At 66.6% G+C, this 13,023-nt stretch carries 14 protein-coding genes; 6 read left to right on the plus strand and 8 right to left on the minus strand.

The features are described 5' to 3' along the window. Window positions 1–57 precede the first annotated feature (57 nt). Window positions 58–1,062, minus strand: a complete 1,005-nt coding sequence (locus ASF26_RS13395) for a D-glycerate dehydrogenase (protein WP_018045379.1) — start codon at window positions 1,060–1,062, stop codon at window positions 58–60. A gap of 265 nt (window positions 1,063–1,327) precedes the next feature. Here ASF26_RS13395 and ASF26_RS13400 point away from each other — a divergent pair, with 265 nt between their 5' ends. Next, on the plus strand, window positions 1,328–1,903 hold the full coding sequence (locus ASF26_RS13400; RefSeq protein ID WP_056254674.1) for an SH3 domain-containing protein: 576 nt from the start codon (window positions 1,328–1,330) through the stop codon (window positions 1,901–1,903). Window positions 1,904–2,070: 167 nt separating this feature from the next. Here ASF26_RS13400 and irr read toward each other — a convergent pair whose 3' ends face one another. Continuing rightward, the gene (gene irr / locus ASF26_RS13405; RefSeq protein ID WP_018045381.1) at window positions 2,071–2,577 is read right to left on the minus strand and encodes a Fur family transcriptional regulator Irr; all 507 of its coding nucleotides are present in this window, start codon (window positions 2,575–2,577) and stop codon (window positions 2,071–2,073) included. A 353-nt stretch (window positions 2,578–2,930) separates the two neighbouring features. Between irr and fabA the strand changes: the two genes are divergently transcribed. From fabA to fabI, 4 genes are all read left to right on the plus strand, one after another. After that, window positions 2,931–3,482, plus strand: a complete 552-nt coding sequence (gene fabA, locus ASF26_RS13410) for a 3-hydroxyacyl-[acyl-carrier-protein] dehydratase FabA (RefSeq protein ID WP_056254677.1) — start codon at window positions 2,931–2,933, stop codon at window positions 3,480–3,482. Between the two features lie 101 nt (window positions 3,483–3,583). Then, entirely contained in the window at window positions 3,584–4,810 is a 1,227-nt protein-coding gene (fabB, locus tag ASF26_RS13415) for a beta-ketoacyl-ACP synthase I (protein WP_056254680.1), read from the plus strand. A 110-nt stretch (window positions 4,811–4,920) separates the two neighbouring features. Continuing rightward, a complete protein-coding gene (locus ASF26_RS23680) occupies window positions 4,921–5,043 on the plus strand; it encodes a hypothetical protein (protein ID WP_018045384.1) in 123 nt (40 codons plus the stop codon). A gap of 152 nt (window positions 5,044–5,195) precedes the next feature. After that, on the plus strand, window positions 5,196–6,023 hold the full coding sequence (gene fabI / locus ASF26_RS13420) for an enoyl-ACP reductase FabI (protein ID WP_056139840.1): 828 nt from the start codon (window positions 5,196–5,198) through the stop codon (window positions 6,021–6,023). A gap of 13 nt (window positions 6,024–6,036) precedes the next feature. On the opposite strand, the gene ASF26_RS13425 is transcribed toward fabI, so the two are convergent. The 4 genes from ASF26_RS13425 to ASF26_RS13440 form a co-directional block, all read right to left on the minus strand. After that, entirely contained in the window at window positions 6,037–7,098 is a 1,062-nt protein-coding gene (locus ASF26_RS13425) for an HD domain-containing phosphohydrolase (protein ID WP_018045386.1), read from the minus strand. A 204-nt stretch (window positions 7,099–7,302) separates the two neighbouring features. Next, on the minus strand, window positions 7,303–7,809 hold the full coding sequence (dut, locus tag ASF26_RS13430) for a dUTP diphosphatase (protein ID WP_056254686.1): 507 nt from the start codon (window positions 7,807–7,809) through the stop codon (window positions 7,303–7,305). Further along, window positions 7,806–8,693, minus strand: a complete 888-nt coding sequence (locus tag ASF26_RS13435) for a CoA ester lyase (RefSeq protein WP_056254690.1) — start codon at window positions 8,691–8,693, stop codon at window positions 7,806–7,808. Before ASF26_RS13435 ends, dut begins: the two co-directional genes overlap by 4 nt. A 106-nt stretch (window positions 8,694–8,799) precedes the next feature. Next, a complete protein-coding gene (locus ASF26_RS13440; protein ID WP_056254693.1) occupies window positions 8,800–9,015 on the minus strand; it encodes a hypothetical protein in 216 nt (71 codons plus the stop codon). Window positions 9,016–9,465: 450 nt separating this feature from the next. Here ASF26_RS13440 and ASF26_RS13445 point away from each other — a divergent pair, with 450 nt between their 5' ends. Further along, window positions 9,466–11,661, plus strand: a complete 2,196-nt coding sequence (locus ASF26_RS13445; protein ID WP_244475925.1) for an EAL domain-containing protein — start codon at window positions 9,466–9,468, stop codon at window positions 11,659–11,661. 7 nt (window positions 11,662–11,668) lie between these two features. Here the strand turns inward: ASF26_RS13445 and ASF26_RS13450 are convergent, their stop codons facing one another. Together ASF26_RS13450 and ASF26_RS13455 are read right to left on the minus strand one after the other, a co-directional pair. Then, on the minus strand, window positions 11,669–12,013 hold the full coding sequence (locus ASF26_RS13450) for a hypothetical protein (RefSeq protein ID WP_056254700.1): 345 nt from the start codon (window positions 12,011–12,013) through the stop codon (window positions 11,669–11,671). Window positions 12,014–12,117: 104 nt separating this feature from the next. Further along, complete coding sequence (locus tag ASF26_RS13455; RefSeq protein WP_244475932.1) at window positions 12,118–12,690, minus strand: transglutaminase-like cysteine peptidase; 573 nt, start codon at window positions 12,688–12,690, stop codon at window positions 12,118–12,120. Between the last annotated feature and the right edge of the window lie 333 nt (window positions 12,691–13,023).

Raw genomic sequence — 13,023 nt, forward strand, 5'->3', positions numbered from 1 at the left:
CAAACCGGACCCGCGCCCGCCGCCGGAATCGACCCGGGGGGGGCCGGCTGCCGGCCGTCAGAGCATGCTCGGCAGGATCCGGTCCGGCGGACGGTGTCCGTCCATGAAGGTCTTGATGTTGATGATGACCTTCTCGCCCATATCGGTGCGGCTCTCGTGGGTGGCTGATCCCATATGCGGCAGGAGAACGACCTTACCGGACCGGGCGAGCTTGACGAGGCGGGGGCTCACGGCCGGTTCCTGCTCGAACACGTCGAGGCCGGCCGCCGAAATCTCGCCCGCTTCGATGAGACGCGCGAGGGCGTTCTCGTCGATCACTTCACCGCGCGCCGTGTTCACGACGATCGCCTCCGGCTTGAGCAGCTTGAGGCGGCGGGCCGAGAGCAGGTGATAGGTCGCTGGCGTGTGCGGACAGTTCACCGACACGATATCCACCCGCGCCAGCATCTGGTCGAGGGATTCCCAATAGGTCGCGTCGAGCTCGCGCTCGATCTGCACCGGCACCTTGCGCCGGTTGTGATAGTGGATCTGCAGGCCGAACGCCTTGGCTCGACGCGCCAGCGCCTGGCCGATCCGGCCCATGCCGACGATGCCCAGGCGCTTGCCGGTGATGCGGCGGCCGAGCATCCAGGTGGGGGACCAGCCCGCATCCCAATTGTCGTCCGGGATGATGCGCGCCCCTTCCGCCACGCGGCGGGCCACGGCGAGGATCAAGGCCATGGTCATGTCGGCGGTGTCCTCGGTGAGGACGCCGGGGGTGTTGGTGACGGTGATGCCCCGCTCCAGCGCCCCCGCCACATCGATGTGGTCGACGCCGTTGCCGAAATTCGCGATCAGGCGAAGGTTCGGCCCGGCCTGGGCGAGGAGGCCGGAATCAATCCTGTCGGTGACGGTGGGAACGAGCACGTCGGCCTCGCGCAACGCGGCGGCCAGCGCTTCGCTGCCCATCGGCGCGTCGTCGGGATTGAGGCGGATATCGAACAACTCGCGCATGCGCGCCTCGACCACCTCGGGGAGGCGACGCGTGACCACAACGAGTGGCTTGCGCTTCAACGACGACATGCACCCTCCGCGAACGTTTCTGCCAGGCCGGCCGCTGCCGGGAGCGACGGTTCATGCCGAGGCTTGACCCGGCATTAACCACGCATCGGCCAGACAGGTCCCATAGCCCCGACGCCTCGGCTGCCGGTTCTTGAGGCTTCTCTACCAGAGAGGGCACGGAACACAACGTGCCCCCGCGCCCCAAACATCGCGCGCGAGGGATCGCTAGACGAGGATTGACGATGGCGATCGTGGCCATGACGATCGTGAACCTTTGGGAAGACCGATGACGCGCCTGCCTGGACTTCTGTTCTTCACGTGCCTGACGGCGGCCTCCTCCCTCGTGGCGCCGCTCTCCCCGGCGCTGGCCGCCCCGGCGGCGGGAGGCGCGTCGGACGCGAATCGCGGCCCGGCCACGGGCCTGCCCCTGCCTCGCTATGCAAGCCTCAAAACCGATCGAGTCAACCTGCGCGAGGGCCCGTCGAAGGACCACCGCACGCTGTGGGTGTTCCAGCGGGCCGGCCTTCCCATCGAAATCGTCGCCGAGTTCGAGACCTGGCGGCGCATCCGCGATTCCGAGGGGACCGAAGGCTGGGTGCTCCACTCCCTCCTCTCCGGCCGGCGCACGTCCATCGTCATGGCGGCCAGGGGCGGCGATGCCGCGATCCCACTCCATTCACGGGCGGAAGAGGGGTCGGGCGTGGAGGCCAAGCTCCAGCCCGGCGTCATCGGCAGCGTGAAGAGCTGCACCGGAAGCTGGTGCCGGGTCATTGTCGCGCTACCCCAGAGGAGCGGCGACGTGGACGGTTACATCCGCCAGGACCGGCTCTGGGGCGTCTATCCGAACGAGAAGATCGACTGAGTGTTTCTCGCGAAACTTCCGCTGCGCCGTCGTGCTCGGAGCGAAAACCAACCGTGATCGGAAGTTTGGCGAGGCATTCCGAGTGCGGCGACATCGGTAGCGCCTCACGAAAAAGGCCCGGCTGAGCCGGGCCTTTTTCATGGAGTATGAAGCGAAAGAAGCCTCTCTCAGGACTGGCGCGCACCGTGTCGGCGACGCAGGCGGACGATGACTTCGACGCCGGCGATTTCCATGCCCTCGGGGGCATCGGGCAGCGAATCGACGGTGATGCCGCAATCGGGCATGTCCAGAACCTGCCCCTCGTCTTCGAGGAAGAAGTGGTGGTGCTCGCTCGGGTTGGTGTCGAAATAGGCCTTGGACCCGTCGAGGGCCAGCTGGCGCAGAAGCCCGGCCTCGGTGAACTGGTGCAGGGTGTTGTAGACCGTGGCGAGCGAGACCGGCACCTTGGCGCGCATGGCCTCGTCGTAGAGCATTTCCGCCGTCAGGTGGCGGTCGCCACGCCCGAACAGCAGCCAGCCCAGCGACAGGCGCTGACGGGTCGGGCGGAGGCCGGAGCGGCGCAGACGGTCGCGCAGGTCGGACAGGGGGCATCCCCGGCGCCCCGCGACCGAAGCGATATCGAGGGAAGCGCCACGTGCGTTCAGCATGGCCTGCAGCGGCAGCGGATTGGACATCGGCGGTACTGACATCTCACGGAACCAACAAAATACAAGACAACTCTATACGAACCTCCCCCCTCGTCGCAACCCAAGCCGGTGCTGAGTAGCTACGCAGTGTGAACATGCAGCTTGTTTAAAGTCATTCCATTCAACAGGGCAGGCAACCAGCCTTGCGACCAACTTCGCGGCTCGTCCTTCGACTCATATGGAGACGAGGTGTTTTGTGCCGCTCAGGCGGTGTGTTAACGAAGCGCCGCTCGCGGGTTCGGACGATGTCGTGGACCCGCGATGGCCACGACCGTTCCGGCGTTCGTGGGCGATGTCCGGCGTTTCGAACGCGCCCTCCACCAAGGACCGACACACCGATCATGTCTTCCGATTCCGAATCGCCCGCCGCCGCCGGCACAGAACAGACCGTTCCCCGCGCCTCCCACTACTCCCATGAGGAGTTGCTGGCCTGCGGCCGTGGCGAACTGTTCGGCGCCGGCAACGCGCAGCTCCCCCTGCCGCCGATGCTGATGTTCGACCGCATCACCTCGATCGGGACCGAGGGCGGCGCCTACGGCAAGGGCCATGTCCTGGCGGAATTCGACGTGCGGCCGGACCTCTGGTTCTTCGGCTGCCATTTCAAGAACGATCCGGTGATGCCGGGCTGCCTCGGCCTCGACGCGCTCTGGCAGCTCGTGGGCTTTCATCTCGGCTGGCTCGGCGCGCCGGGCCGGGGCCGGGCGCTCGGCGTCGGCGAGGTGAAGTTCAGCGACCAGGTGCTGCCGACCGTGCGCAAGGTCGTCTACGGCATCGACATCAAGCGCGTGCGCCAGGGCAAGCTCGTCCTCGGCATCGCCGATGGCTGGCTGGAAGCGGACGGCGCCCGGATCTATGACGCCAAGGATCTGAGGGTTGCCCTGTTCCAGGCCTAAGGCTAGCCCTCCGGCCCGCCGGTGGTTGAGATTGCCCCGGCATCATCCTACCTGACACGCGTCGGTGCGACGGCGCTTCGGCGAAAGAGAAGAGCGTTTCCATGCGGCGTGTCGTGATCACCGGGATGGGCATCGTCTCGTCCATCGGCAACAACACCCAGGAAGTCCTTGCCTCCCTGCGCGAGGCCAAGTCGGGCATCGGCCACTCGGCCTCCTATGCCGAACTCGGCTTCCGCAGCCAGGTCGAGGGACGCCCGAGCGTCGACCCCGAGGGCCTCGTCGACCGGCGCGCCATGCGCTTCCACGGCGGCGGCACCGCCTGGAACCACATCGCCATGGACCAGGCGATCCGCGATGCCGGCCTCGAGGCGGGTGACGTCTCGAACGACCGCACCGGGATCATCATGGGGTCCGGCGGCCCTTCGACGAAGGCGATCGTCGAATCCGCCAATCTCGCCCGCGAGAAAGGACCCAAGCGCGTCGGTCCCTTCGCCGTCCCGAAGGCCATGTGCTCGACGGCTTCGGCGACGCTGGCGACCTTCTTCAAGATCAAGGGCGTGAACTATTCGATCTCGTCGGCCTGCGCCACGTCCAACCACTGCATCGGCAATGCCGGCGAGGTGATCCAGAGCGGGCGCCAGGACATCATCTTCGCCGGCGGCTGCGAGGATCTGGACTGGACGCTTTCCGTCCTGTTCGACGCGATGGGAGCGATGTCCTCGCGCTACAACGATACCCCCGCCCGGGCCTCGCGCGCCTATGACGTCAACCGCGACGGGTTCGTCATCGCGGGCGGCGCCGGCGTCCTCGTCCTCGAGGAGCTGGAGCACGCCAAGGCGCGCGGCGCGCGGATCTACGGCGAGCTCGCCGGCTACGGCGCCACCTCGGACGGCCACGACATGGTCGCCCCCTCCGGTGAAGGCGCCGTGCGCTGCATGAGGCAGGCGATGGAAGGGCTGAAGGGCGCCCGGATCGACTACATCAACCCCCATGCCACCGCGACGCCGGTGGGCGATCTCAAGGAGATCGAGGCGATTCGTGAAGTTTTCGGCCGCGGCGACGATTGTCCGCCGATCTCGGGCACCAAGTCGCTCACCGGGCATTCCCTCGGCGCCACCGGCGTACACGAGGCGATCTATTCCCTTCTCATGATGCAGAACGGGTTCATCTGCGAGAGCGCGCATATCGACGAGATCGATCCGGCCTTCGCCGACATGCCGATCCTCCGGCAGCGCCGCAACAACGTCCAACTCGGCCATGTCGTGTCGAATTCCTTCGGCTTCGGCGGAACCAATTCCACCCTCGTCCTCAAGAATATCGACGCCTGAACGGCCAAGCTTTCGGAGATCGACTTCGGCTTTGCTGGCGTGACGCCGGCTTCTTTTTGCGGAACCGCGGATTCGACATCGCGTTTCCAGAATGAAGCCGAAAGTCCACGATGGTGATGATCCTGATTTCCCTGAGCACTCTCGCAGGCCTCGGTATCGTGGCCACAGCCTGCATCCGGGCTAAACAGGCGCTCGTCGATACGGCCCTGGACGAGACGCGCGGGTATTTCTGATCGCCACTTGTCTGTCTGAGCGTGCCCAACTCGAACGGTTGCCCGCTCATCCGTTCGATGCCGGATTGGACAGTTCGTCGATGCACGCGCTAAGCGTCCTCGCAATGGCCGGAACTGTCTGACACTTCGGCGTGATGGATGCGGGGACACGTATGACGGGTTTGATGGCAGGCAAGCGCGGCCTGATTCTTGGGGTCGCCAACGATCATTCCATCGCCTGGGGCATCGCCAAGTCCCTACATGACCACGGCGCGGAACTCGCGTTCACCTATCAGGGGGACGCCCTCGGGCGACGCGTCAAGCCGCTCGCCGCCTCCCTCGGCTCCGACATCGTCATCCCCTGCGACGTGGAGGACATCGCCAGCGTGGACGCGCTGTTCGCCACCGTCGACGAGCGCTTCACCGACGGGATCGATTTCGTCGTCCACGCCATCGGCTTCTCGGATAAGGCGCAGCTCAAGGGGCGCTATGTCGACGTAACCAGCCGCGAGAACTTCTCGCGGACCATGGTGATCTCGTGCTTTTCCTTCACGGAGATCGCGCAGCGGGCGGCCAAGCGCATGCGCCGCGGCGGTTCGATGCTGACGCTCACCTATGGCGGCTCGACCCGGATCATGCCGAACTACAACGTCATGGGCGTCGCCAAGGCCGCACTGGAGGCGTCGGTGCGCTATCTCGCCGGCGATCTCGGCCCGGAGGGGATCCGCGTCAACGCCCTCTCGGCGGGCCCGATGCGGACCCTGGCCGGCGCCGGCATCGCCGATGCGCGCCTGATGTTCAATCACCAGCGCGCCCACGCCCCCCTGCGGCGCACGGTAACGCTGGAAGAGGTCGGCGGGTCGGCCGTCTATCTGCTCTCGGACCTGTCCGGCGGCGTCACCGGCGAGGTCCATTTCGTCGATTCCGGCTACAACATCATCTCGATGCCCCGGCCGGACGTGCTCCAGGCACAGGACGAGGCCGGCGTCGCCGACGCCTGATCCTCCAGGCGGCTCACACGGTGGCGGATTCCGGCGGGTTGCTTTCCACCAGCCCGAGGATGTCGTCCCAGCGGGCCACGAAGGCGGCCACGCAATCCGGGTCGAAATGGGTGCCGGCATGCTCTTCGAGATGCCGGCGCGCGGCCTCCGGGGTCCAGGCCTTCTTGTAGACCCGCTCGGAGATCAGGGCGTCGAACACGTCGGCGACGGCGACGATGCGGCCCGCGAGCGGGATCTGCGTCGTGCTCAATCCCTGCGGATAGCCGCCGCCATCCCAGCGCTCGTGATGGGTCAGGGCGATGTCGGAGGCGAGCTGCAGGAGGTGCGAGGGGCTGTCGTAGAGCATGCGGTAGCCGCGGATCGCGTGGTGCTTCATCTCCTCGCGCTCGCTGTCGCTGAGAGGCCCCGGCTTCATCAGGATGCTGTCGGGGATGCTGATCTTGCCGATGTCGTGCATCGTCGAGGCCAGGGCGATGTCGTTCGCATCCCCCTCCGACAGGCCGAGCCCTTCGGCGATGGCGATGGCGCAGCCGGCGACCCGCGTGAGGTGATCCCCCGCCTGATCGTCGCGGAACTCGGCGGCCAGCATCAGGCGGCGGATGATCTCCCGCTCCCGCGAGGCCGCCTCGGCGCCCGCCCGGTCCACGTCGCGGCACATCGCGACCGATTGCCGGTGGAGGACCTGACGCGCCAGGGCGAGTTCGAGCAGGTTGCAGACGCGGATCTGCAGATCGAGGGGATCGATGGGACCGGTCATCACGTCGGTGGCACCGGCCTCGATCCCCGACCGCCGCAGGGCGGAGGAGGCCCCGAGCAACAGGACCGCCGTGCGGGCATGTCCATCGTGACCGCGCAGGTCCCGGATCACGGTCGGACCATCGATCCCGCTATGGGGATCGTGCATCACGATGATGAGATCGGCCGGGTGAAACAGCTCGTCGCTCGCGGCGGCCTTCGCCCCGGTGACGAGCCGGATGGCGCAATCGAGGCTTCGGAGATTCAGGACGAGATGGACGGGCGCGGAGGCGCAGACGATGGCGATGAGGGCCGAAGCCGTTTCTACGGATGCGGGCATGGCAGGCATCAGGACACGGTCTCTCCCGACCATCGAAAGCCGCGGCGACTGCCGGACGATCCGGAAGACGGGACGCAATTGGGCCAGACCGCGATGGATGCAAGGTCCATCGCCGGCAGGCCGGACACAAGGCTCATAAACGGAAATTGCGGCTGAGGAGCGTGTCTCAGTTCTCTGACTTCGCGGTGCGACGCCCTATTCCGGCTAGCGTCGGCCTGTCGATCCGAAGCCGCCCTGCCCGCGCCCGGATTGCGGGCCGGGTTCGTCGAGATCAGGGGCGTCAACGATGGTGAAGGCCGGTCGCGTCACGCGGGTGAAGACCAGTTGCGCGATCCTGTCGCCGGGGCGAATGACGATCGTCGCGGCCGGGTCGGCGTTGCGGTTCCAGGCCGAGATCATGAGAGGCCCCTCGTAATCCGCATCAATGACACCGGTCCCGTTGCCCAGGACGAGGCCGTCGCGGTGACCGAGGCCGGAACGCGGGAAGACGAGGCCGCACCAGTCCGGATCCCGGATCAGCACACTGAAACCCGCCGGGATCAGGATTGCGGGGGCCTGCGGCGCCAGGGTCAGGGGCTGGTCGAGACAGGCATGGAGGTCGAGCCCCGCCGCCGCCGCCGAGCCCCAGCGCGGAAAGCCCCATTCCCGCAATCGCGGGTCGCGGATTCGCAAATCGACCGCCGGGGGAACAGTCGGAGACGCGCCGCTCACGCCGCCCGTGCCGCGATGGCGTCGGCGAGGGCGACGATCCGTGAGGCCTCCACGGCGTGGAGCCGCTCGATCATCCGGCCGCGAAAGGCGATGGCCCCGCGCGGCCGGTTCTCCGGCTCCGAGAAGACGGCGATGATCGCCCGCGCCTCCTCGATCTCGGCCTCCGAGGGACCGAACAATTCGTTGGCGGTGGCGATCTGGCCGGGATGAATCACCATCTTGCCGTCGAAGCCGCTGTCGCGGCCCTGCTCGCACTCGGCCCTGAACCCGCTCTCATCGCGAAAAGCATTGTAGATGCCGTCGATCACGTCGATCTCGTAGGCTCGGGCGGCCATGACCACGTTCATCAGCCACGGCATCAGGGCCGGACGGCCCGGCATTCCGAGTCGCACCCGGCTGGATTTCGCGAGGTCGTTCGGCCCGACGAGAAGGCAGGACAAGCGCGTATCCACGTCGCGGGCGGCGCTGGCGATCTCGGCGATGTGGAGGATCGCCAGCGGCGTCTCGATCATCGCCCAGACCCGGGTATGGTCCGGCGCACCGAGGCGGCGCAAGCGCGAGCCGACCGCCACGAGGGCATCGGGTCCGGAGACCTTCGGGATCACGATCGCGTCCGGACCGGCAGGGGCGATGCGCGCGAGATCGGCCTCGCCCCATGGTGTATCGAAGCCATTGATGCGGACCACGACCTCGCGCTGCCCGTAGGGCCGGGAAGCCACCGTGGCTGCGACGGCGTCCCGTCCTTCCGCCTTCATTTCGGGGGCGACGCCATCCTCCAGATCGATCATCACGACGTCGGTGGGCAGGCCGCGCGCCTTTTCCAGGACCCGTGGATTGGAGCCGGGCATGGCAAGGACGCTGCGACGCGGACGGATCTCGGTCATGGCGCGGCGATCTCCTGACGCCGTGGCTCGATGCACCGGCCGCCCGGCGATACCGCCGCCCCCCTCCCGTTTCAAGCTCTCACCGCGCAGGAACAGCGATCCGGAATTAGCTTTCGGGGGAGGCCCGGATCTCATGCAGCCCGGTCCGGTCGCGGAACCAGAACACCCGCTTGAAGGGATCCGCACCCGATTCCGGATAGGACGATGCCAGTCTCCGAGCGAGCATGACCGCCTCGCTCCGGGTCTGGATGGCATGGGCTAGAGTCCTCCAAGAACTCTCGCAGCCATCGCCGATCTTCCTCACGTAGATCGAATGCGCCATGATTGACCTCCGTCGGATCGAAATCTGATGGAACGATAGATATACATCAAGCCATTATCAAAGGTTTGGTTTGCGGTGATTTTTCGACATGGTTAAGGGATTTTAATAGGATTTTGGATATTTGATTGATCATTGCGCAGCATTTCCCCAGACGTCTCTCGGTCTGAAAAACGACGCACGTGACCAATGTCGCCTCAAGTCGGCCCATGGGCGGAACCGTAGCCACATCTGATGTTTGAGGTATCGTCGACCGCCTCCCAAGAGGTTCGGCAATATCCGTCAGGATTGTTGACCTGTTCTTCCGAAGACGGCCGATCATCCTGCCTTCGCCCCATGAAAGCGGTATCTCGAACACACCAACGACATCGATACGTGCGAGCCCTTGCGGCACGGTCTGTTAGCATTTGACAGAGTATCCCCCTCAAACCGCTCATGTTCGGTGCCGATTCCATGCTTCCTTCACCATCGGCACCTGCCGGAACCGACGACCGAACGGCCCCCACGGACGACGCCGAGCGTCTGACCGCTCTGCACTCCAGCCACGTGATCGGCGCCGCCCCGGATGCCGGCCTCGAACGCATCGTCGCGGTGACGGCGGCGAGCCTCGGCATGCCGATGGCCTGGGTTTCCCTCGTGGACGACGAGGTCTCCTGGCTCGTGGCCCGGATCGGCGTCGATCTTCACCGCCTTCCGCGACACGGCCAGCCCTGCGAGCGCGTCCTCACGCAGTCCGGGATCGTGGTGGTGAACGCAGACGACGACGGGCTCCTCTTTCGCGATCTGCCGGGTGTCAGGTTCCATGCCGGCGCGCCTCTGATCACGGCCGAGGGGCATTGCATCGGCTCGCTCTGCGTTCTCGACACGAAGCCGCGCAACGGTTTCGACGATGCCGAGCAAGTGAAGCTCGCCGCTTTCGCCGACCTCGTCATGGACCGGCTGGAGATTCGCCGGGCGCAACTGGCCAACGCAGCGGCAATCGGCTTCGCTCAAGCCGCCGAGTATGCCCTGCTCGTCGTGGATGGGACGGGAACAATCACCTTCTGCAATCCCTCGGCCGAGGCCTTGTTCGGCCATGGTGCGGACGGGATGGTCGGCCGGCCCGCCGAGATCATCATTCCCGAGCCACTCCGCGCCGCCCACAAAGCAGGGCTTCGCCGGATCGTCTCCGGGGGGGCGTCACACCTCGCTGGCCGCACCATCGAGTTGACGGCCCTGCACCGCGACGGTCGCACGTTCCCGGTCGAGTTCTCGATGTCGATCTGGGAGGGACCCGACGGGATCGGGATGGGCGCCGTCATCCGCGACATCAGCGAGTGGCGCGCCCGCGACGCCAAGCTGGTTCAACTCGCCCACCACGACAAGCTGACCGGCCTCACCAACCGCGCTCTCTTCGACGAGCGCCTGGACGCCAGCCTTGCGACGGACCGGTACGCCACGGTGATGCTGCTCGATCTCGACGGCTTCAAGGAGGTCAACGACAGCCTGGGCCACGCCGTCGGGGACGTGCTGCTCCAGGCCGTGGCGGTTCGGCTGTCGTCCTGGGTCACCGCCCAGATCACGGTGGCCCGGTTCGGCGGGGACGAGTTCGCGCTGCTCCTGCCGGGCCGGGGCAGCCCGCTCGATGCGGGGGCCCTGGCCGCGCAGATCCTAGAGGCGTTCCAGACCCCGTTCCCGGTGGCAGGGCACGTCTTCCATGTGGGTCTCAGCATCGGCGCGGCGATAGGCGGGCCGGGAACCGTCCGAGACGAGCTGATCGCCGATGCGGATCTGGCCCTCTACCAGGCCAAGCGTGACGGGCGGCGCTGCTTTCGCCTGTTCGAACAATCCATGCGCAATGCGGTGGTCGCCCGGCGGACGCTCCACGACGAGCTGACCCGAGCGGTGGAGCGTGCCGAACTGGTGCTTCACTACCAGCCGCAGGTCGAGCTGGATTCGGGACAGGTCATAGGTGCCGAGGCCCTGCTGAGGTGGCAGCATCCCACCCGCGGCCTGCTCTTACCGGCCGCCTTCATCGACGCCCTCGAAGCCCATCCCCTCGCCGCCTCCATCGGCCGATGGATCGTCGACGATGCCTGCCGGCAATCCGCGCTCTGGCGCGCCCTCGGCCTGCCTCCCTTGCGGGTCGCCGTGAACCTGTTCGGGGCTCATCTCAGGACGGGACGGCTGGCTCGGGAGGTGATCGGCGCCCTGGAACGCCACGCCTTGCCGCCGAGCCTGCTCGAAATCGAGGTGACGGAGCGGATCGCCCTTCAGACCGACGATTTCCTGCTGGACCCGTTGCGCGAGCTCCATCGGCACGGCGTCTCCATCGCCTTCGACGATTTCGGCACGGGATATGCCTCGCTGAGTTCGCTCAAGCGTTTCCCGCTGACGCGCCTGAAGATCGACCGCGGCTTCGTGCGGGACATCCTCACGGATCGGCACGACGCGGAGATCGTCCGGGCCGTGCTCGGCATGGCTCAGAGCTTCGGCCTGGATGTCATCGCGGAAGGAATCGAGACGATCGAGCAGGATACGATGCTGCGCATCATGGGTTGCCGCGAGGGCCAGGGCTATCTCTACGGCCGGGCCATGACCGCCGAGGCGCTGGCCGCCCTGGTCATGGGCGGGCGGGTCGAAGGCAGGCGGGGTCCCAGGGCGGCCTGACAAGGCGTCAGAGCGGGCGCGTGCCGCTCGCCTTCTGGAGAAGCCAGCCCTTGGCGCGCTGGATCAGGGCCGGACGGACCCGGGATACGTCCTCGTCATCCACCAGGGGGGACGTCGACAGGGCGGCGAGATAAGCCGCTTCACTGGCACGGCAGGATTTCACGGCCGACTCGACGGCCAGCGTCCGGCTCGTCACGAGTACCTGCAAGTCGAAATTCCGATGCAGGCATCCGCGCCAGGAGGCGTGCAGGGCAGCGACGTCGGAATTCAGGGCCGAGGCGGGGGCCGTGCAGCACAGGGGCAGGATGGTGGCCAGCAGCAATGCTGCGGGCGAGCGGCTCAGCTTCGTCATGGCGAGGGATTCCCGAACCCGGCAACCCTCACTCGCACGCGCTTAACAAGTCGCTAATCCATTGCCTTTGATGCGATCTCCCTCTGGGACGGCGCGTCCCGCTCCTAGCGGTTGGCGGTGGTCACCGGCGACGCGGCGCGGCCGAGGGACACCCAGGCCATGGCGCTCTGGCTCTCGCGTTTGATGAAGGTGTAGCCGGTCTGGCGCCAGGGCAGCACGCTGTTGGTCTTGTTGTCGAGGATGAGGTCGCCCCGGTCGGTGATCAGGGTGAGGACGGCATGACCCTCCCCCTTCTCGTCGATGACCACCGTCATCCGCATGGCTCGACGCGGCAGGCCGGCCTCGGCGAGGAGCTTGCGCTTCAGGAGCTGGAAATCCTCGCAATCGCCGGCACCGGATTCGGCCAGATCCCAGCGGTCGGCCAAGCCGAGCTGCTCCATGTCGGTGACGGCACGGATGGACTTGTTCACGCGGCGGTTCACCGAGACGATGGTGTTCCAGACACCCGGCGTCAGGCTGATCGTGGCGGGCTCCGAGACATTCACCGCGCATTCGGCGGCGTAGGTCTCGCAGAAGGTGACCCAGGCGCTGATCGGGCGGGCGGCGCCGGTGGTGGAGATGGTGCTCGCCACGCTGGGGAGCGAAGCCAGGGTCTGAGCGGAGGCGAGGTTCGGCATGGCGGCGAGGGAGGCGACCGCCAGGCCGGAGAGCAGACCCAAACCGCCGATGCCGCGCTTGAGGGCGTGCACCGCATCGTGGAACTTCGAAATCGCGATCCGCATGGCCGCCGCTCGTCCCGTTAATCTCTTGTTAACGAACGTCTCACGGCCACGTTGGATCGGCAATCGTCGGGTTAATAAAAGGTTAACGCTGTGGATTTCGGGGCATGTTTGCGGAAACGGGAAATCGTGGCCCCAGCGCCACGCCGAACCGCACATGCCGACGGTCGACCACGGCGCGTTCGGGAGTCACGAGTCATCACGCGGGAGGACAGTGGTGAGGCTGGCTCA

It is taken from the genome of Methylobacterium sp. Leaf93, assembly GCF_001422345.1.
Classification (GTDB): domain Bacteria; phylum Pseudomonadota; class Alphaproteobacteria; order Rhizobiales; family Beijerinckiaceae; genus Methylobacterium; species Methylobacterium bullatum.

Coding starts and splice junctions, on each gene's coding strand:
- ASF26_RS13395 (WP_018045379.1), bottom strand. CDS start 1,062: ATGTCGTCGTTGAAGCGCAAGCCACTCGTTGTGGTCACGCGTCGCCTC.
- ASF26_RS13400 (WP_056254674.1), top strand. CDS start 1,328: ATGACGCGCCTGCCTGGACTTCTGTTCTTCACGTGCCTGACGGCGGCC.
- irr (WP_018045381.1), bottom strand. CDS start 2,577: ATGTCCAATCCGCTGCCGCTGCAGGCCATGCTGAACGCACGTGGCGCT.
- fabA (WP_056254677.1), top strand. CDS start 2,931: ATGTCTTCCGATTCCGAATCGCCCGCCGCCGCCGGCACAGAACAGACC.
- fabB (WP_056254680.1), top strand. CDS start 3,584: ATGCGGCGTGTCGTGATCACCGGGATGGGCATCGTCTCGTCCATCGGC.
- ASF26_RS23680 (WP_018045384.1), top strand. CDS start 4,921: ATGGTGATGATCCTGATTTCCCTGAGCACTCTCGCAGGCCTCGGTATC.
- fabI (WP_056139840.1), top strand. CDS start 5,196: ATGACGGGTTTGATGGCAGGCAAGCGCGGCCTGATTCTTGGGGTCGCC.
- ASF26_RS13425 (WP_018045386.1), bottom strand. CDS start 7,098: ATGCCCGCATCCGTAGAAACGGCTTCGGCCCTCATCGCCATCGTCTGC.
- ASF26_RS13435 (WP_056254690.1), bottom strand. CDS start 8,693: ATGACCGAGATCCGTCCGCGTCGCAGCGTCCTTGCCATGCCCGGCTCC.
- ASF26_RS13440 (WP_056254693.1), bottom strand. CDS start 9,015: ATGGCGCATTCGATCTACGTGAGGAAGATCGGCGATGGCTGCGAGAGT.
- ASF26_RS13445 (WP_244475925.1), top strand. CDS start 9,466: ATGCTTCCTTCACCATCGGCACCTGCCGGAACCGACGACCGAACGGCC.
- ASF26_RS13450 (WP_056254700.1), bottom strand. CDS start 12,013: ATGACGAAGCTGAGCCGCTCGCCCGCAGCATTGCTGCTGGCCACCATC.
- ASF26_RS13455 (WP_244475932.1), bottom strand. CDS start 12,690: ATGCCGAACCTCGCCTCCGCTCAGACCCTGGCTTCGCTCCCCAGCGTG.